The sequence below is a fragment of the Luteibacter sp. RCC_6_2 genome, from assembly GCF_041360655.1.
In the GTDB taxonomy this organism is placed as follows: domain Bacteria; phylum Pseudomonadota; class Gammaproteobacteria; order Xanthomonadales; family Rhodanobacteraceae; genus Luteibacter.
The window spans coordinates 97,000-114,774 of the sequence record NZ_JBFUPQ010000007.1 but is presented as its reverse complement, the minus strand read 5'-3'; the positions used below and the strand labels follow the sequence as shown (position 1 = coordinate 114,774).

Sequence of the window (17,775 nt, the reverse complement as noted above, 5' to 3'; positions counted from 1 at the left end):
GATGCGCGAGCGTCGTCTCCTTGCCTGTGATCATTTCCAGGAGATCGATGTGAACCACCGAATCAGCGCGCTATCCATGGCCATCATGGCTGGCCTGTTCGCCACGGGCAGCGCCATGGCGCAGGACGCGACGACCCCCGCTCCCGCCGCCACGACGACGAAGAAGAACGAGCCGGCCGCCACGCCGGGTTCGGAAGCGAACGTGCAGGACGCCGCCAACCTCAACGGCATCACGGTCACCGGCATCCGCGCCAGCTTGCAGAAGTCGCTCGACCTGAAGCGCAACGCCGATTCGATCGTCGACGCGATCTCCGCCGAGGACGTGGGCAAGTTCCCCGACACCAACGTGGCCGAATCGCTGTCCCACCTGCCGGGCCTCAGCGTCGACCGCAACTTCGGCGAAGGCGACAAGGTCAGCATCCTGGGTACCGATCCGGCGCTGAACCGCCTGATGCTCAACGGCCAGACCGTGGCCTCGACGAACTGGACCTCCGACCCGAACAACCCGGACAGCCGTTCGTTCAACTACAGCCTGCTCGCCTCGGAAATCATCGGTAACGCCCAGGTCTACAAGACCCCGCAGGCGAACATCGACGAAGGCAGCATCGGCGGCACGGTCATCGTCAACACGCGCCGTCCGCTCGACCTGCCCGCGAACACGCTGACCGGCAGTGTCAGCTATGGCTATAACGACCGCGCCGACAAGGGCAAGCCGAACGCCTCCGTGCTGTACAGCTGGAAGAACAAGGACAGCACCTTCGGCGTGATCGGCTCGCTGATGCATTCGGACCGGATCATCGACCGCCAGGGCACCGAGATCTTCGGCTACCAGCGCGTGAACGATCCCACCGATACCAATCCGGACCACCAGTTCAACCCGGCCGTGGTCCCGGCCGACGCCAAGGGCGTCTATCCCACCGCGATCAATACCGCGTGGTTCCAGCAGCGCCGCACGCGTGACGGCGTGTCGACCGGCCTGCAGTGGAAGCCGAACGATGCGTTCGAGCTGAACTTCACCGGCCTGTACGTCACCGAGAAGTTCAACAACTTCAACCAGAGCCACTACGGCGAGTGGTCGGGTTCGGCCGCCAACGCCACGGCGCTGGGCTTCAACAACGGCGTCGCCACCAGCGGCAGCTACAACGCCAACACCTCGACCTATCTCGACGGCTACGAGCGCGATTCGACCGTGAACACCGGCGTGGCCCAGTTGCGCGCCGACTGGTTCGGCGATGGCTGGACCGCCTCGAGCCAGATCGGCTACACGGGTTCCACGGGTGGTTCGGACGGCATCTGGAACATGCAGTTCCAGGGCTTCGGTGGCTTCGACTGGAACCTCAAGGGCCAGCATCCGCAGATCAACTACAACAGCGCGGACGACGCTTCGGCGATGCTCGCCCATGGCGCCGGCTACAGCTACGCGCCGAGCTACGACCGCGAGCGCTACTTCCAGGCCGACTTCGCCCACGACGTCAGCTGGGGCCCGCTGAACCAGATCGAGGTCGGCATCAAGGCGACCAACCACCTGGACGGCCAGGACGCCTACGCGGCGCGCCTGCCCAGCCAGGACGGCAGCGGCGTCTCGCTGGCCGACTTCGCCAATGGCGGCACGCCCAGCGGCTATCTCGACGGCCTCAGCTCCGCCGGCAACATGGGCAACTGGACCACGATCGATCCGGGCCTGATGAAGGCCTACGTGCAGAGCCTGAAGAACGGCACGGTCTCGCTCGATCCGAAGGCCACCTACAGCGTCGCCGAACAGAACCGCGCGTTCTACATCCAGGGCGACTTCGCCGGTGACGACTACCGCGGCAACCTCGGCGTGCGCTACTTCCGCACCCGCGATACCGTGAACGGCTACAACGCGATCGGCCCCGACGTCTACGGCGCCGTGAACAAGCGCAGCACGTACCACGACTGGTTGCCCTCGTTCAACATCGCCTACGACGCGGCCGACAACCTGACCCTTCGCTTCGCCGCGGCCAAGACCATCGCCCGTCCGCGCTACCAGCAGATGACGCCGTACGTGGCGCTGGACGACCGCACGCTGACCGGCTCGCGTGGCAACACCGACCTGGGCCCGTACAAGTCGACCAACTACGGCGCGTCGGCCGAGTGGTACTTCTCGGAAAACAGCGTGCTCGCCGCCGAACTGTTCTTCCGTCGCATCTCCGGCTACATCCTCAACACCAATGTCGCCGAGACGCATTACAACCTGACCAACCTGCGCGACGACGTGTACCAGATGCAGGTGCCGATCAACGCCGGCGTGGCCAAGGTGAAGGGCGCCTCGCTCAGCTACCAGCAGAATTTCCGCTACGGCTTCGGGCTCCTCGCCAACTACACCTACTCCGACGCGGACACCAGCAACGATTTCCCGTTGCCGTATAACTCGAAGAACTCGTTCAACCTGTCGCCGTTCTACGAGCAGGGCCCGTGGAGCGCCCGCGTGACCTATAGCTGGCGTTCGTCGTACTTCACGTCGATCGCCCAGTTGCAGTCGCAGCAGATCACGGGCATCTTCCGTGAACTCGATGCTTCGGTGGGGTACCAGGTGAACGATCACATCCGCGTGTCGCTCGACGCCACCAACCTGCTGGACGAGACGTACTTCGTCTACAACAACACGCCCAGCCAGCCGCTCAATGCGTACAAGAACGGCCGTACGTACATGATGACGCTGGGCTTCAAGCTGTGATGCGCCGCGCGTCGCTGGCGCTGGCGGCCTGGCTCATCGCCGGCACCGCCGGCGCGGCCACGCCGGTGGAGAAAGACCTCTCCGCCGGCTGGCGGTTCCGCCTCGCACCCGGGGCGGAGGACCAGCACGCGCGAAGCATGTCCTGCAACGGATCATGCGAACGTTTCAGGGACTGGCAGCCGGCCGTCGTGCCGGGTGCCGTCCAGACGGACCTGCTCGCGCAAGGGCGGATCGGCGATCCGTTCTGGCGCGACAACGAGGCCGGCCTGCAATGGATCGGCCTCATCGACTGGGATTACCAGCTGGATTTCCAACTCGACGCGGCCGCGCTGAAGCGCGACCACGTCGATCTCGTTTTCGACGGCCTCGACACGTTCGCCGAGGTCAGCCTCAACGGCAAGAAGCTGCTCGCGGCGGACAACATGTTCCGCCGCTGGCGCCTGCCGGTGAAGGGCAGCCTGCACGCCGGCACCAACACGCTGCAGGTGCATTTTCAATCCCCGATCGCGCGGCTCCAGCCCTGGCTGATGAAGCAGCCATACTCGTTGCCGGGCGAATTCGACTCGGCGTTCGGTGACGAACCCAAGGGCAAGCAGACCTCCAACTACGTTCGCAAGGCGAACTACCAGTACGGCTGGGACTGGGGTCCGCGCTACGTCACCATGGGTATCTGGCGCCCGGTCCGGCTGGAAAGCTGGGACGGCTGGCGCGTGGCCGACCTGCATATCGCGCAGGCGAAGGTCGACGAAGCCTCGGCCGACCTGCAGGCACAGCTTGATGTCCGGGCGGACAAAGCCGGACGAGCCACGGTGAAGGTCGAGTGGACCGCGCCCGATGGCCGCCATGGTGAACAGACGCAGGACGTCGCGCTGAAGGCGGGCGAGAACCACGTCGCCGTGCCGGTGGTCATCGACCATCCGCAGCGCTGGTGGCCGGTGGGTTACGGCGCGCCGAACCTCTATCGTTTCCATGCCGCGGTCGCCGTCGACGGCGCGACCGTGGCCGAGGCGGAGCGGGAAACCGGACTGCGCAGCGTGGAACTGCGCCGCGAGAAAGACCAATGGGGCAGGGGTTTCGCCTTCGTGGTCAATGGCGTGCCGATCTTCGCCAAGGGCGCCAACCTCATCCCGTTCGACAGCTTTCCCTCCCGCGTGAAGCCCGAACGCATGCAGGCGATCCTGCAGTCGGCGCACGACGCCAACATGAACATGCTGCGCATGTGGGGCGGCGGCACGTACCAGGACGACGCCTTCTATGCGATGGCGGACCGGCTTGGCCTGATGATCTGGCAGGACTTCATGTTCGGCGGTGCGATCACGCCGTACGACGACGCCTTCCGCGAAAACACGCGCATCGAGGCCGTGGAGCAGGTCACGCGACTGCGCGACCATCCGTCGATCGTGCTGTGGGCGGGCAACAACGAAGTGCAGACCGGCTGGGACGACTGGCCGGATCGCCAGGACTTCCGCAAGTTCGTCAACGCCGACGAGGTCAAGCGGATCGACGACGGCATGCGCGAGCTCTTCGGCGGCACCTTGCGCAAGGTGGTGAACGAACTGTCGCCGGGCACGCCCTACTGGGCCAGCTCGCCGAGCACCGATTTCGAAGGCCCCGCCAACGTCGAGAACGATGGCGACGTACATTACTGGAAGGTCTGGTCCGGGTCCGAACCGATCTCCCACTATCTCGATATCACCCCTCGCTTCCAGTCCGAATACGGCCTGCAATCGTTCCCGGTGATGGCGACGATCAAGGCGTTCGCGGAACCGGACGACATGCAGCCCGAGTCGAAGGTGATGCGGGCGCACCAGAAGTTCGCGAACGGTGACGGCAACCAGCGCCTGCTGCTCTACATCCGCCAGGAATACGGTGAACCGAAGGATTTCCCCTCCTTCGTCTACCTGAGCCAGGTGATGCAGGCCGAAGGCATCGAGCTGGCCGCCGAGCACCTGCGCAGCGCGCGCCCGCGCAACATGGGCACGCTGTACTGGCAGCTCAACGACGTGTGGCCCGGCGCGTCCTGGGCCAGCGTCGACTACTTCAATCGCTGGAAGGCCTTGCAGTTCCACGCCAAGCGCTTCTACGCGCCGGTGGATGTCGTGCCGCTGCGCCGGGACGGCAAGACGGAGGTCTTCGCCGTGTCCGACCGCACCGAAGCGTTCGACGCCACGCTGCGCACCCGTGTCTACGACATGGGTGGCAAGCTGCTGCGTGAAGAGAGCAAACCCGTGAAGGCCGTCGCGCTGTCCAGCACGCCGGTCGCCAGCCTCGACGACGCCGCCCTGCTCAAGGGAGCCGATCCGCGGCACACCGTGGTGTCGTTCGACCTTCTGGAGCAGGGCAAGGTCGCCGCGCATCACCTGCTTTATTTCGGCGCCGCGCGCACGCTGGCCTTGCCGGCGCAACCGGGGCTCGAGATCGCGGTCCGCGCCGGAGGCAACGGCCCGTTGCTGAGCGTGAGCGCGAAGCGCCTCGCTCGTGCGGTATGGATCGATACCGGCGACCTCGACGTGCGCCTGTCGAACAACGCCTTCGACCTGCTGCCGGGCGAGAGCGTCGAGATCGCCGTCGACGGCAAGGTCGACATCGACGCGCTTCGCCGCGCGGTCACGATACGTTCGCTCGTGGATGCCCTGAAGGAGACCAAGCCGTGAATCCAAGCCGCCGTAACCTCATCAAGTGGCTGTCGCTCGTGCCTGGCGCGGCGGCGGTCGGTGGAGTAGGCACGGTCGCCTTCGCCGCCTCGCGCTTCCCGAGCAAGCGTCCGCCCGTGGGCAAGCGCAAGTTCACCAGCGAGGCGGTGGAAAGCCTGATCGCCTCGACGAAAAAGAAGATCGCCGATCCCGAACTGGCCTGGCTGTTCGAGAACTGCTTCCCGAACACGCTCGATACGACGGTGGAAGTCGGCCGCCTCGACGGTTACGAGGACACCTTCGTCGTCACCGGTGACATCGACGCGATGTGGTTGCGCGATTCCTCCGCCCAGGTCTGGCCTTATCTTCCGTTGGCGGCGAAGGATGAAGCCCTGCGGAAATTGTTCCGCGGACTGATCCGCCGCCAGTCGCGTTGCATCTCGATCGATCCCTATGCGAACGCCTTCCTGCCCGACCCCAAGGGCAAGAGCAAGCTGGAGTGGGCGCAGTCCGACCAGACCGACATGCGGCCGGGCGTGGCCGAGCGTAAGTGGGAGATCGACTCGCTGTGCTACCCCGTACGCCTGGCGCACGGTTACTGGCAGGCCACGGGCGAACGCGAGCCCTTCGACGAATCCTGGCGCGACGCGACGCGACTCATCGTCGCCACCTTCCGCGCACAGCAGCGCAAGGACGGCACGGGTCCTTACCAGTTCCAGCGGCCGTCGCCGAATCCGACCGAAAGCCAGTTCCTCCACGGCTACGGCCAGCCGACGCGGCCCGTGGGCATGATCCACGCGATGTTCCGTCCTTCGGACGACGCCACGCTGTATCCGTTCAACATCCCCGGCAACCTTTTCGCCGTGGTGACCTTGCGCCGCCTCGCGCAGATGCACGGTACCTTCTTCGGCGACCAGGCCTTCGCCGGCGAATGCCAGGCGCTGGCCGACGAGATCGCCGGCGCCGTGGAAAAGTACGGCACGATCCAGGGCGAGCATGGCGATTACTGGGCCTACGAAGTGGACGGCTATGGCAACCAGCTGTTCATGGACGACGCCAACGTGCCGAGCCTGCTCGCGCTGCCGTACCTCGAATGCACGAGCCGCGACGCACGCTACGAGCGCACGCGCGCGCAGGTCTGGAGCACGGCGAATCCGTACTTCTTCAAGGGCACGGCCGGTGAGGGCGTCGGTGGCCCGCACGAGGGCCTGCGCATGATCTGGCCGATGTCGATCATGATGAAAGCCTTCACCACCGACGACACGGCCGAGATCCGCCAGTGCCTGCACTGGCTGAAGACGACCCATGCCGGCACCGGCTTCATGCACGAAGCCTTCGACCAGGACGATCCGAAGCAATTCACCCGCTCGTGGTTCGCCTGGGCCAATACCTTGTTCGGCGAGCTGGTCGTCCACCTCGCCGATAAGCAACCCGATTCCCTGCGCCGCGTCTGACGCGACGCCCGAACTGGAGCGATTCATGGTTACCCGTCGACGTTTTCTGCAAGGAATGGCCGCCTTCACGGCACTGGGTCAGGTCGGTTCCCTCACCGCGCTGGCCAGCGGCGTGCAAGAAGGCCTGGACGCGTCCTCCGCCAGCGGCGGCACCGCTGCGGAGGGTGTCTTGCGTTACGTCGACGTCTTCGTCGGCACTGGCGGCCACGGTCACACCTTCCCCGGTGCGACGCGGCCGTTCGGCATGGTCCAGCTGAGCCCGGACACGTACAACGCGCAGTGGGACGCCTCGTCCGGCTACCACCAGGGCGATGGCTCGATCATGGGCTTCTCGCATACGCACCTGTCCGGCACCGGCGCCGCCGACATGCTCGACTTCCTGGTGATGCCCTCGATGGGCCCCGTGCGCCTGCAACCGGGCGACCGCGACTTCGACGGCGTGAACTACACGTCCCGTTTCGACGCGAAGCGCCAGGGCGATGGCAAATCGCAGAAGGGCTACAAGACGGGCGTGAAGGGCTACCGTTCGCATTACACGAACGAGGCCGCGCACCCGGGCTATTACCGGGTAAAGCTCACCCAGCACGACATCCTGGCCGAACTCACCGCCACGCTACGCACGGGCATGCACCGCTACACCTTCGGCAAGGAGGGCGACGCCCACCTGCTGCTGGACATGACGCACGGCTACCAGGACGACATGGACAAGCCGACCCGTCTGAGCGACGTGGAACTGAAGCTGGTCGGCAACGATACGATCGTCGGTGGCCGGCGGGTGTACCAGTGGGCGAGCGGCCGTGTCATCTATTTCGCGATGAAGGTCTCGCGCCCGATCGCCGGCGCCACGCTTTACGAGAACGACAAGCCGCTGCCGAAGGGCACGGCCTCCGCCAAGGGCGATCATCTCAAGGCGGCCCTGCATTTCGACAAGGCGTCGAGCGAGCCCCTGCTGGTGAAGGTCGGCATCTCCGGCGTGGACATCGACGGCGCCATGCGCAACCTCGAAGGCGAGATCCCGGGCTGGGATTTCGACGGCGTGCGCGCCTCGGCCGAGGCCGAATGGGAACACGAGCTGTCGAAGATCCGCATCGCCTCCACCTCGGACAAGGTGAAGCGCACGTTCTACAGCTCGCTGTACCACACGATGCTCGCGCCCACCGTGTTCAGCGACATCGACGGCCGTTACCGCGGCATGGACCGCGCGGTGCACACGTTGCCCGAGGGCCGGCACAACTACAGCACCTACTCGCTGTGGGACACCTATCGCGCCGAGCATCCGCTGTTCACCCTGTACCAGTCCGAGCGCGTGCCCGACCTGGTCGACGGACTCGTCCGGCTCGCCGTGGAAAGCCCCAGTGGCGCGCCGGTATGGCCGCTGCAAGGCGTGGAGACGGTCTGCATGATCGGTTACCACTCCGCCGTGGTGCTGGCCGAGGCGCAGGCCAAGGGCTTCACCGGCATCGACTACATGAAGGCGTGGCCGGTGTTCCGCCGCCGCGCCATGCAGGACGATTACTTCGGCCTGCCGTATTACCGCAAGCTCGGCTACATCCCCAGCGAGAAGGAAGGCGAGGCGGTCAGCAAGACGCTCGAATACGCCTATGACGACTGGGCGGTGGCGCACATGGCCGAGGCGCTCGGCCATGCCGACGACGCGTCGCTGCTGCGCAAGCGCTCGCAGAACTATCGCAACGTGTTCGACAAGGACACGCAGTTCATGCGTCCGCGCGCCGAGGACGGCACCTGGCTGCAGCCCTTCGACCCGATCGCCATCGGCCATTCGGACCGCTGGCGCGACTTCACCGAATCGAACGCGTGGCAGGCGACCTTCCTCAACCAGCACGACGTGTACAACTACATGGGCCTGTTCGGTGGCGAGGAAGGCTTCGAGAAGAAGCTCGACGCCTTGTTCAACGCCGACCCGACCCTGCCGGACAACGCGCCACCGGACATCGCCGGCATGGTCGGCCAGTACGCCTTCGGCAACGAGCCCGGGCATCACATGCCTTATCTCTACGCGTACACGGGCGCCCACCACAAGACGCAGGCGCGCGTGCGCATGCTGCTGGAGACCATGTACCTGCCCGAGCCCGATGGCCTGCCCGGCAACGAGGATTGCGGCCAGATGAGCGCCTGGTACGTGATGAGCGCCATGGGCCTGTACGCCGTCGATCCGGTCAGCACGAACTACGTTTTCGGCAGCCCGCTGCTCGACCGCGCGGAAGTGCAGGTCGGCGGTGGCCGTACCCTGGTGATCGAGACGAAGGACAACGGCCCCGGCCGTCCGTACATCCAGTCGGTGAGCTGGAACGGCAAGCCGTGGACGAAGAGCTGGATTCCACACGGGGAATTGGCCGCCGGCGGCACATTGAGCTTCGTCATGGGCGACACGCCGAACGAATCCTTCGGCAAGGCCATGGCCGACCGCCCGCCCTCGTTCGGCGAATCGGCGAAGGCCTGATGCCCGCCGTTCACGATCGGTAGACCCTCGTACCGACACTCTGACCCGGCCGGGAGGATCCGGCTGGGGAAGGGGAGTGCCATGTCGTACGCGGGACGCATGTATTTTCGGGCCTACCTGCCGGGCGTGTTCGCCCTGGCCGGTGGTGCGATCGCCGCCGCCGGCCTGAAGGCGGCGCAACAGTTACCGGGCGAATTCGGCACCCTTTCCCTCTATTCGAACCTGCCGGGCTGGACCTTCGCCGGGGGACTCGCCATCGCGCTGAGTGTCGCCACGGTGCAGACCGTGCGTCTTCGCCTGTGGGAGCGCGGCGCCATCGCCGGGTGCTATGTGTGCGGCTGCCTGCTCGGCGTGCCACGAGCGGCGCGACACGGGCTGGGCATGACCCGGCATTGCCTCGGTTGCGGCAAGGTGCACGGGGTGAACCATCGGCTATCGCCGAAGGCGGTTCCCCTGGCGGTGGCCGTGAAGGACACCGCCACGCCGGTCAGGAGCGTACGTTCGTCACCGTGATGCGGTGACCGATCCGCTCGAGCAGCGCGCGCAGCGCCTCGGCGTCTTCCAGGCTCGTATCGTCCTCGAGCGACAGCCACACGGTGTCGCCGGACAGGCCGTGCACCTTTTCGTTGAACTCGATCTCGATGGCGACCTTTCCGCCCGGCTGGACCACCGATACCTCGAAGTTACGCTGCTGCACGCCCTGTATTCCCCTGGTGGACCGACTGGATGGGTTAGGTGGGTATTTTACCGGTACGGCGGGGAAAGTGCTGTCCGCGTCGGGTGATGCGTGAACCGTGGCACGTTCAGGTCGCACCGGGTGGCCGCCGGATCAGTCCTCGGCACGTCCCAATGGCGCGGCCACATCCTCCAGCGAACGGCGTTCGGCCGCGATCCCGAGCAGGACCGCCGCGGCCGCGCCGACCAGCATGAGAAAGGCGCCGAGGGCATAGCCCCAGCCGATGGCGGTGCGTTCTCCCGTGCCGATCAGGCTGCCGAACAGCCATGGGCCGACGACGCCGCCCAGGGCCGTGCCGAAGGCGTAGAACAGGGCGATGGCCAAGGCCCGCAGTTCCAGCGGGAAACTCTCGCTTACCGTCAGGTAGGCGGAGCTGGCCGCCGCCGAGGCGAAGAAGAACACCACGCTCCAGGCGATCGTCTGGCTGCGCGCGTCGAGCATGCCGTGCACGAAAAGCCAGGCGGTGGCGAACAGCAACAGGCCGGAAAGCGCGTAGGTGATGGCGATCATCGGGCGGCGGCCCACGCTGTCGAACAACCTCCCGAGCAGCAGCGGCCCGAGGAAGTTGCCCGCCGCGAAGGGCAACAGGTAGAGCCCGACGTCCGCATCGGCGACACCATAGAAGCGGCCGAGCACCAACGCGTAGGTGAAGAAGATCGCGTTGTAGAAGAAGGCCTGGGTCGCCATCAGCACCAGGCCCAGCACGGTGCGTTTCGGGTACAGGCGGAACAGCGTGGACGCGACGTCGGCCATGGTCAGCCCGTGCGGCCGCAGCCGCAGCCTTGCCAGGGGGCGATCCGGCGGCGCGACGCCCATGCGCCGCTCGATGTCCGCGACGATCGCTTCCGCCTCGCCGATGCGGCCCCTCAGCATCAGCCAGCGTGGGCTCTCCGGTATCCAGTGGCGGAGCAGGAGGATGCCAAGCCCGAGCACGGCGCCCAGGCCGAAGGTCAGCCGCCAGCCGATCTCCGCGGATACCCAGCCCGAATCGAGCAGGACGACCGCGCCCAGGGCACCGGCGGCCGCGCCGAGCCAGAAGCTGCCGTTGATCACCAGGTCGGTATGACCGCGGTAACGCGCGGGAATCAGTTCCTGGATCGCCGAGTTGATCGCGGCGTACTCGCCGCCGATGCCGGCACCGGTGAGCAGGCGGAAGACAGCGAAGGTCAGGAAGTCCGGAGAGAGCGCGGTGGCCGCGGTGGCGGCGAGGTAAAGGCCCAGCGTCACGGTGAACAGCCTCTTCCGGCCCAGCCGGTCGGTAAGCCATCCGAAGAAAAGGGCACCGGCGACCGCTCCCACCAGGTACAGGCTGGCCGCGAGGCCCACCTGCATGTCGGTGAGACGGAGCACCGGGCTCGATTTCAGGGCGCCGGCGATCGAACCGGTGATGGTGACCTCGAGCCCGTCCAGCACCCAGGTGATCCCCAGCGCCACGACGACGAGGGTATGGAATCGCCCCCAGCGCAGCCGGTCGAGCCGCGCGGGGACATCGGTTTCCACGACCTCGTCGCGGGCGACGCTTTGTGGCTTCATGCCCCGACCCTAAGGGGCGGGAAGTCATGGAGACGTCAGCGCGGGACCCGGTACCCGCCCCGCACGCCCTGTGGCGACAGGGTGAGTTGCCATAGCTGGTCGCGGCGGCTGCGGAAGACCCCGGCCGAGCAGCCCAGGTAGAAACGCCACATGCGCCGGAAACGTTCGTCGTAACGGGCCGAAAGCCGCGGCCACGCCGCCTCGAAGTTCGCTGTCCAGGCCATGAGGGTGCGGTCGTAGTCGGCGCCGAAGTTATGCCAGTCCTCGACCACGAACAGGCCTTCCAGCGCGTTGGCGACCTGGCTCATCGCCGGGATCACCGAGTTGGGGAAGATGTATTTCTCGATCCACGGGTCGGGCCGCCCCGGGGCGCCGTTGCTGCCGATGCTGTGCAGCAGCGCGAGCCCATCCGGGTGCAGGCAGCGCCGGGCCACCTCGAACCAGGTCCTGTAGTTCTTGCCGCCGACGTGCTCGAACATGCCGACGGAAAGGATGGCGTCGAAGCGCTCGTCCAGCTCGCGGTAGTCCTGCAGGCGTATTTCCACGGGCAGCCCTTCGCACAGCGCGCGTGCGTATTCCGCTTGCTCCTTCGATATGGTGACGCCGACGCCGCTCACGCCGTAGCGCTCCGCCGCGAACTTCAGCGCCTCGCCCCAGCCGCAGCCGATGTCGAGGATGCGCTGGCCGGGTTTCAGCTGGAGCTTGCGGCAGATCAGGTCGAGCTTGGCTTCCTGCGCATCGTCGAGGTTGTCCGCCTGGGCCCAGTAGCCGCAGGAGTACACCAGCCGTTTGCCGAGCATGGCCTCGAACAGGTCGTTGCCCAGGTCGTAGTGCTGGCGACCGACCTCCCAGGCGTGCTCGCCGCGCTGGAGGTTGAGGAAGCGCGCCTTGAGGTGGGCGATTAGCGTGTCGAGCGTGCGCAACGAGTCGTCGAGGTGCGATGACAACACGCGCGTGAAGAAGCCGGACATGTCGGCGACGTCCCACCAGCCGTCCATGTACGACTCGCCGAGTCCGAGCGAGCCGTGGGCGAAGACGCGGGCGTAGGTGCGCTCGTCGTGGATCGCGATGTCGGTGGGGCGGTCGCCGCCGATGGTGACCCCCGCGTGTTCGAGGAGATCCTGTGCACGTGCCTTGAGAGAAGAAGAATCGTGGTTCATCGATTGATTCCCTGGTGACCCTCTCGCCGCCCCGCGCGGCGTGGCGCTGGTTAGAAGTGTTTCAATACTCCGCGTGCGATACCCAGGCCGGCGATCGTCATGAGGATCGAGCCGGCCAGGTTGAGTCCGACGTGCGCGGCGAACCAGCCGTACTGCTGGCGCAGCAGCAGGGCGGTAGTTTCGGCCGAGAACGTCGAAAAAGTCGTGAGGCCGCCGAGAAATCCGGTGGCGACCAGCAGGCGCGCCTCGACGGGCAGCGTCTGGAAATGATCGAACACGCCGAGGGTCAGGCCCATGAGGAAGCCGCCGAGCAGGTTGGCGGCCAGGGTCCCCAACGGAAGCGTGGGGAACAGGGGGTTGAATACGACGGCCAGCCACCAGCGCAGCCAGCAGCCCAGCATGCCGCCTATCCCGACGGCGAGGAAACCGGTGTAACCCACGTTACCCCCGATGGAGATCGATGGATCGATTATGGGCCTTCGCCCGCCCTACGGCGAGCGCCTTGCTTCTTGCCGCTATACTCGCAAGCCTTCCCCCGCACGGCCTTGCAGGACCATGTCCTCCGCGACCCGCGATCCGCGTCGCCACCTGCCGTTATTGCTCGCGGCCCTGTCGATGATCGGGCCGTTCTCGATCGACGCCATCTTTCCGGGCTTTCCGGACATCGGCCGCGACTTCGGCGTGGGCGACGTCGCCTTGCAGCAGTTGCTCAGCGTGTACCTGCTCGCCTATGCGGTGATGAGCCTGTTCCACGGCGCGTTGTCCGACGCCTATGGACGCAAGCCCGTGATCGTCACGGCCATGGCCATCTATACCGTCGCCTCGGTGGGTGCCGCGTTGGCCCCGAGCTTCACCTTCCTCCTGGGCTGCCGCGTGTTGCAGGGCATGTGCGGCGGCGCCGGCATCGTGGTGGGCCGCGCCGTGGTCCGCGACACGATGCATGGCGAGGAAGCGCAACGGATGATGTCGAAGGTGATGATGATCTTCGGCGTCGCGCCGGCCATCGCTCCGATCGTGGGTGCCTGGTTGCTCGGGATCGACGGCTGGCGCGGCATCTTCTGGGCCTTGTCGGCGTTTACCACGGCGCTGACCCTCGGCGTCGCGTATTTCCTGGTGGAATCGCACCCGGCCGGGCACCGCACGGTGTTTCGTCCGCGCCCGTTGCTTGCCGGCTACCTGCGGATCGCCCGCGACCTGCCGTTCTGGCCGCTGGCGTTGGCGAGTTCGGTCAATTTCGCCGGGCTGTTCCTCTATATCGCCTCCGCGCCGCACGTAATCCGCGACCTGCTCCACCTGGGCGCGGACGGATTTCCCTGGCTGTTCGTGCCCGTGGTGACGGGCATGGTCACGGGTGCCTTCATCTCGGGGCGGGTGGCGGGGCGGGTGAGCGCGGCCCGGACCGTCGCCTGGGGCTACACGGCGATGCTGTCTTCGTGCGCGATCAACCTGATCCTCGCGTTGACACTGGAAAGCCCGCGCGTGCCATGGTCGACGGTGCCGCTGGCGCTCTATGGCTGTGGCGTGCAACTGGCCTTCCCCACGCTGACCCTGCTGTTGCTCGACCGTTTCCCCGAGCAACGCGGTGGCGTGTCGTCGGTGCAGGCCTTCGGCAGCCTGATCCTCACGGCCCTGGTCGCGGGCGTGCTTTCGCCGGCGCTCTCGGGCGCCATGCTGACCCTGGCCATCGGCACCACGTCGCTCTGCCTGCTCGGGCTGGCCGCCTGGCTCGCCTATCTCCACCTCGAACGCCGCGGCCTCGCCCGCGCCGCCAGGATGGAAACCGCCTAGGTGGAAGTGGATCAGGTGGGAGTCGACCCTGTCGGCGATGGGTGCTTGCCGCACCCTGGCCCGCTGCCGCGGGATCGCCGCTGAAGCGGCTCCCACAGTCGGATCAGCCGACGGGCAGCCACCGTCGGGTTCAGCCGGCGGGCAGGCCGCGTGCGCGGAGGAAGGCCTGCGCTTCGGTGGCGTCGTGTTCGAACCAGGCGCGGGTGGAACCGAGGCGGTAGGTGTAGCCCCAGCGGTCCATGTCTTCCATGAGGCGTGCGGAACCTACCGACGGCAGCTGCCCGGCGAGGACGATCTGCAGGTAGCAGGTGGCGTCTTCTTCCTCGATGGAATCGGTGGCGTCCGTATGCACCAGCGCGCGTTTCTCCTCGGGAAGCACGAGGAGGTGGCAGGCTTCATGGAGCAACGAGTGCACCGGCGTATCGGCGCGGGCATAGACCGTCGTACCGATGATGCCGGCTTCGGTGTCGCCCCAGAAACTGCCGGGAATGGCTTCGCCCCCGGCGATGGCCACGAGTTCGAGGCCATACCGAGCCAGCAGGGCGCGTGGTTCGTCGAAACCGATCTCGCCGACGCGCAGGACGGCGTCGGCGGGATCGGTGCCGGGTGGCGTGGCGGCCCCGGCCGGATACTCGACCATCGGTGGATCAGCTGGCCGAGGCGGCCGGCTTGCCCATGACCTTGCCATCGGGCAGGGCGACGGAAAGTTCCAGCACCTCGTGGCCACTGTCGCGTTCGAGGCTGACGTTGACCGCCTCGACATCGACGTTCACGTACTTGCGGATGACTTCGAGCAGCTCGTTGCGCAGCAGCGGCAGGTAGTCGGGACCGCCGCGCGTCGAGCGCTCCTGGGCGACGATGATGCGCAGGCGTTCCTTGGCCACACCCGCGCTTGGCTCGGGCTTGCGCTTCAGGAAATCGAGGATACCCATGCTCAACCTCCGAATACGCGCTTGAGGAAGCCCTTCTTGACCGGCTCGAGGAAGCGAAGCGGACGCTCTTCGCCGAGAATGCGGGCGACGGTGTCCTTGTAGGCGGCGCCGGCGTTCGAGTTGTCGTCGAGGATCACCGGCACGCCGGCGTTGGACGCGGCGAGCACGTTCTCCGACTCCGGGATGACCCCGACCACGGAGATGCCGAGGATTTCCTCGACGTCCTTGACGCTGAGCATCTCGCCGGCTTCGACGCGATTGGGGTTGTAGCGGGTGAGCAGCAGGTGCTGCTTGATCGGCGCTTCACCCTTTTCGGCACGTCGGGTCTTGCTCGAGAGCAGGCCGAGGATACGGTCGGAGTCGCGCACGGAGGAGACTTCCGGATTGACCACGACCACGGCGTGATCGGCGAAGTACATCGCCAGGTGCGCGCCCTTCTCGATGCCTGCCGGGGAATCGCAGACGACGAAGTCGAAGTTTTCCTTGGTCAGTTCGTCGAGGACCTTCTCGACGCCTTCCTGGGTCAGGGCGTCCTTGTCGCGCGTCTGCGAAGCGGCGAGCACGAAGAGGTTCTCGTGGCGCTTGTCCTTGATCAGCGACTGCTTGAGGGTGGCTTCGCCGTGCACGACATTGACGAAGTCGTACACCACGCGGCGCTCGCAGCCCATGATGAGGTCGAGGTTGCGCAAGCCGACGTCGAAGTCGATGACGGCCACCTTCTTGCCCTGCATGGCGAGGCCGGTGGCGAGGGAGGCGCTGGTGGTGGTCTTGCCGACTCCGCCCTTGCCCGAGGTGACGACGATGATTTCAGTCAAGAGATGTCTCCGAGTGTTGCCAGCGACGGCGGCCGTGTCACAGCCGCGCGATCATGAGTTTTCCATTGTCGAGCCAGCATTGCACGGGCTGGCCTTCGAATTCCTTGGGCATGTCTTCGAACACGCGGTAGTGCCCGGCGATCGCCACCAGTTCGGCGCGGAAGTCGGAGCAATAGATACGTGCGGATTCGTCACCCTGTGCGCCGGCCATGGCGCGGCCACGCAGGCTGCCGTAGATGTGGATGGAGCCGTCGGCGATGACTTCGGCGCCGTTGGCGACGGTGGCGGTCACCACGAGGTCGCGGTCGCGGGCGTAGACCTGCTGGCCGGAGCGCACGGTGCTGCCACCGTGATGCTGCGCGGTGACCGTGCCGCCGCTTTCGACGGCGGGCTCGGCTTCCACCGCGCCGCGCTTGGCTTCCGCCCGGGCCTTGGCCGGTTCGGCCGGCGGCGTTTCGCCCTGGCCGGGCTCGTACTGCGCGCGGAACTTGGCGATCAGGGGCAGGCCCATGCGCTCGGCGAGGGCTTCGGTCTCGCTGGTGCCGTAGGCGATGCCGACGGGCAGCATGCCGGCGCTGCGGATGGCTTCGAGCAGGGCGTCGACCATGCCGTCGTCCGGCAGTTTCGAAAGATGCGAGAGATCGAGCACCACCGCGGCGCGGGAGAACATCTGCGGGGCGGCGCGCACGCGGCGCTCCAGTTCCTCCACCAGGGCGGCGGCGTCGACGCGGCGCAACCGTACGCAGGCGATGCCGACCTGGCCGAAACGCAGGTCGCAGGCCGCCTCGAGGGATTCGGCGCGGGCGTTCACGCGGCCACCCCCGCGCCGTCGATCGGACGGCGGCGTTCGGCCAGCCATTCCACGGCGGGCAGGCCGTCCTGCTCGAGGTAGCGCTCGCGCACGAAGGGGAAGCTGGGCAGCTCGCGGGCGAGCAGGCTCACCTTGGGCCCGGTGCGGCCCATTTTCTGCTGGCCGACTTCCTGGAAGCCCATGGTGCCGTGGAAAAGCACGGTCTGGTCGTTGCGTGGTTCGAGGAAGACCTCGCAGGTCAAAAGTGGCACACGTACCTCGGCATAGCTCTGCACATCGCAATAAAAGATCCGGCCCAGCCCATGACCGCGCGATTCGGACGCGATCACGATGCGATCGATGTACACGAAGCTTTCGTAATGGGCCTGGAACCAGCGGAAGTTCGGGCTGGCGTATTCGGCGTCGGGACGCATGGCGATCAGGAAACCGAGGATGCGGCCATTCTGTTCGGCGACACGGAAGTAGTGGGCGATTTCGTAAAGGTGGCGCAGGCGGGCGAGGTCCGTGGCGAGGATGCCGGTGCCTGCCTCGTTGTTGAGTGCCAGCACGGCATCCAGGTCGTGCTCGCACACGTCGCGGATGGCAAGGGCCATTCGTTGCTCCGCTTGAGTGTTCTGGAAAAAGACGACCCCCGGGCCGTCGAATGCGCGGCATTATGGCACGCTCCGGCCTCGCCGGGGAGCGTCGCGTGGATGTAAAACCGTTGTAAAGCCGGTGTTTGCCGTGGGCGCGCACGTGACTTCAGTCAGGTGGT

At 66.4% G+C, this 17,775-nt stretch carries 15 protein-coding genes; 6 read left to right on the top strand and 9 right to left on the bottom strand.

What is annotated here, in order from left to right; translation table 11 throughout:
* Positions 1–115 precede the first annotated feature (115 nt).
* The 5 genes from AB6730_RS09645 (at position 116) to AB6730_RS09625 (ending at position 9,759) form a co-directional block, all read left to right on the top strand.
* Entirely contained in the window at positions 116–2,698 is a 2,583-nt protein-coding gene (locus tag AB6730_RS09645) for a TonB-dependent receptor (RefSeq protein ID WP_371023505.1), read from the top strand.
* A complete protein-coding gene (locus AB6730_RS09640) occupies positions 2,698–5,352 on the top strand; it encodes a glycoside hydrolase family 2 protein (protein WP_371023397.1) in 2,655 nt (884 codons plus the stop codon). Before AB6730_RS09645 ends, AB6730_RS09640 begins: the two co-directional genes overlap by 1 nt.
* Positions 5,349–6,785: a glycoside hydrolase family 125 protein gene (locus tag AB6730_RS09635; protein ID WP_371023396.1), complete on the top strand. Its 1,437-nt coding sequence runs from the start codon at positions 5,349–5,351 to the stop codon at positions 6,783–6,785. The genes AB6730_RS09640 and AB6730_RS09635 overlap by 4 nt, the downstream gene beginning before the upstream one ends.
* 25 nt (positions 6,786–6,810) lie before the next feature.
* Positions 6,811–9,246 (top strand): GH92 family glycosyl hydrolase, encoded by a 2,436-nt coding sequence (locus AB6730_RS09630; protein WP_371023395.1) that lies wholly within the window; start codon positions 6,811–6,813, stop codon positions 9,244–9,246.
* A gap of 81 nt (positions 9,247–9,327) precedes the next feature.
* Positions 9,328–9,759: a hypothetical protein gene (locus AB6730_RS09625; protein WP_371023394.1), complete on the top strand. Its 432-nt coding sequence runs from the start codon at positions 9,328–9,330 to the stop codon at positions 9,757–9,759.
* Here the strand turns inward: AB6730_RS09625 and AB6730_RS09620 are convergent.
* The 4 genes from AB6730_RS09620 to crcB form a co-directional block, all read right to left on the bottom strand.
* A complete protein-coding gene (locus AB6730_RS09620; protein ID WP_306849763.1) occupies positions 9,734–9,943 on the bottom strand; it encodes a hypothetical protein in 210 nt (69 codons plus the stop codon). The two genes, AB6730_RS09625 and AB6730_RS09620, sit on opposite strands and share 26 nt — an antisense overlap.
* Before the next feature lie 132 nt (positions 9,944–10,075).
* Positions 10,076–11,515 (bottom strand): MFS transporter, encoded by a 1,440-nt coding sequence (locus AB6730_RS09615; RefSeq protein ID WP_371023393.1) that lies wholly within the window; start codon positions 11,513–11,515, stop codon positions 10,076–10,078.
* Between the two features lie 35 nt (positions 11,516–11,550).
* A complete protein-coding gene (gene cfa / locus AB6730_RS09610; protein ID WP_371023392.1) occupies positions 11,551–12,675 on the bottom strand; it encodes a cyclopropane fatty acyl phospholipid synthase in 1,125 nt (374 codons plus the stop codon).
* 50 nt (positions 12,676–12,725) lie between these two features.
* Complete coding sequence (gene crcB, locus AB6730_RS09605) at positions 12,726–13,115, bottom strand: fluoride efflux transporter CrcB (protein ID WP_371023391.1); 390 nt, start codon at positions 13,113–13,115, stop codon at positions 12,726–12,728.
* A gap of 115 nt (positions 13,116–13,230) precedes the next feature.
* On the opposite strand from crcB, the gene AB6730_RS09600 reads away from it, so the two are divergent.
* The gene (locus AB6730_RS09600) at positions 13,231–14,463 is read left to right on the top strand and encodes a multidrug effflux MFS transporter (RefSeq protein WP_371023390.1); all 1,233 of its coding nucleotides are present in this window, start codon (positions 13,231–13,233) and stop codon (positions 14,461–14,463) included.
* A 130-nt stretch (positions 14,464–14,593) separates the two neighbouring features.
* Here AB6730_RS09600 and AB6730_RS09595 read toward each other — a convergent pair whose 3' ends face one another.
* From AB6730_RS09595 to AB6730_RS09575, 5 genes are read right to left on the bottom strand one after another with little or no spacing between them, the layout of a single operon-like run.
* Positions 14,594–15,103: a hypothetical protein gene (locus AB6730_RS09595; protein WP_371023389.1), complete on the bottom strand. Its 510-nt coding sequence runs from the start codon at positions 15,101–15,103 to the stop codon at positions 14,594–14,596.
* A 7-nt stretch (positions 15,104–15,110) separates the two neighbouring features.
* A complete protein-coding gene (minE, locus tag AB6730_RS09590) occupies positions 15,111–15,395 on the bottom strand; it encodes a cell division topological specificity factor MinE (RefSeq protein WP_371023388.1) in 285 nt (94 codons plus the stop codon).
* 2 nt (positions 15,396–15,397) lie between these two features.
* On the bottom strand, positions 15,398–16,210 hold the full coding sequence (gene minD / locus AB6730_RS09585; protein ID WP_371023387.1) for a septum site-determining protein MinD: 813 nt from the start codon (positions 16,208–16,210) through the stop codon (positions 15,398–15,400).
* 37 nt (positions 16,211–16,247) lie between these two features.
* Positions 16,248–17,021 (bottom strand): septum site-determining protein MinC, encoded by a 774-nt coding sequence (gene minC, locus AB6730_RS09580; protein WP_371023386.1) that lies wholly within the window; start codon positions 17,019–17,021, stop codon positions 16,248–16,250.
* Positions 17,018–17,614 carry a GNAT family N-acetyltransferase gene (locus AB6730_RS09575; protein ID WP_371023385.1) on the bottom strand — a complete coding sequence of 199 codons (597 nt, stop codon included), beginning with the start codon at positions 17,612–17,614 and terminating at the stop codon, positions 17,018–17,020. Before AB6730_RS09575 ends, minC begins: the two co-directional genes overlap by 4 nt.
* Positions 17,615–17,775: the final 161 nt, after the last annotated feature.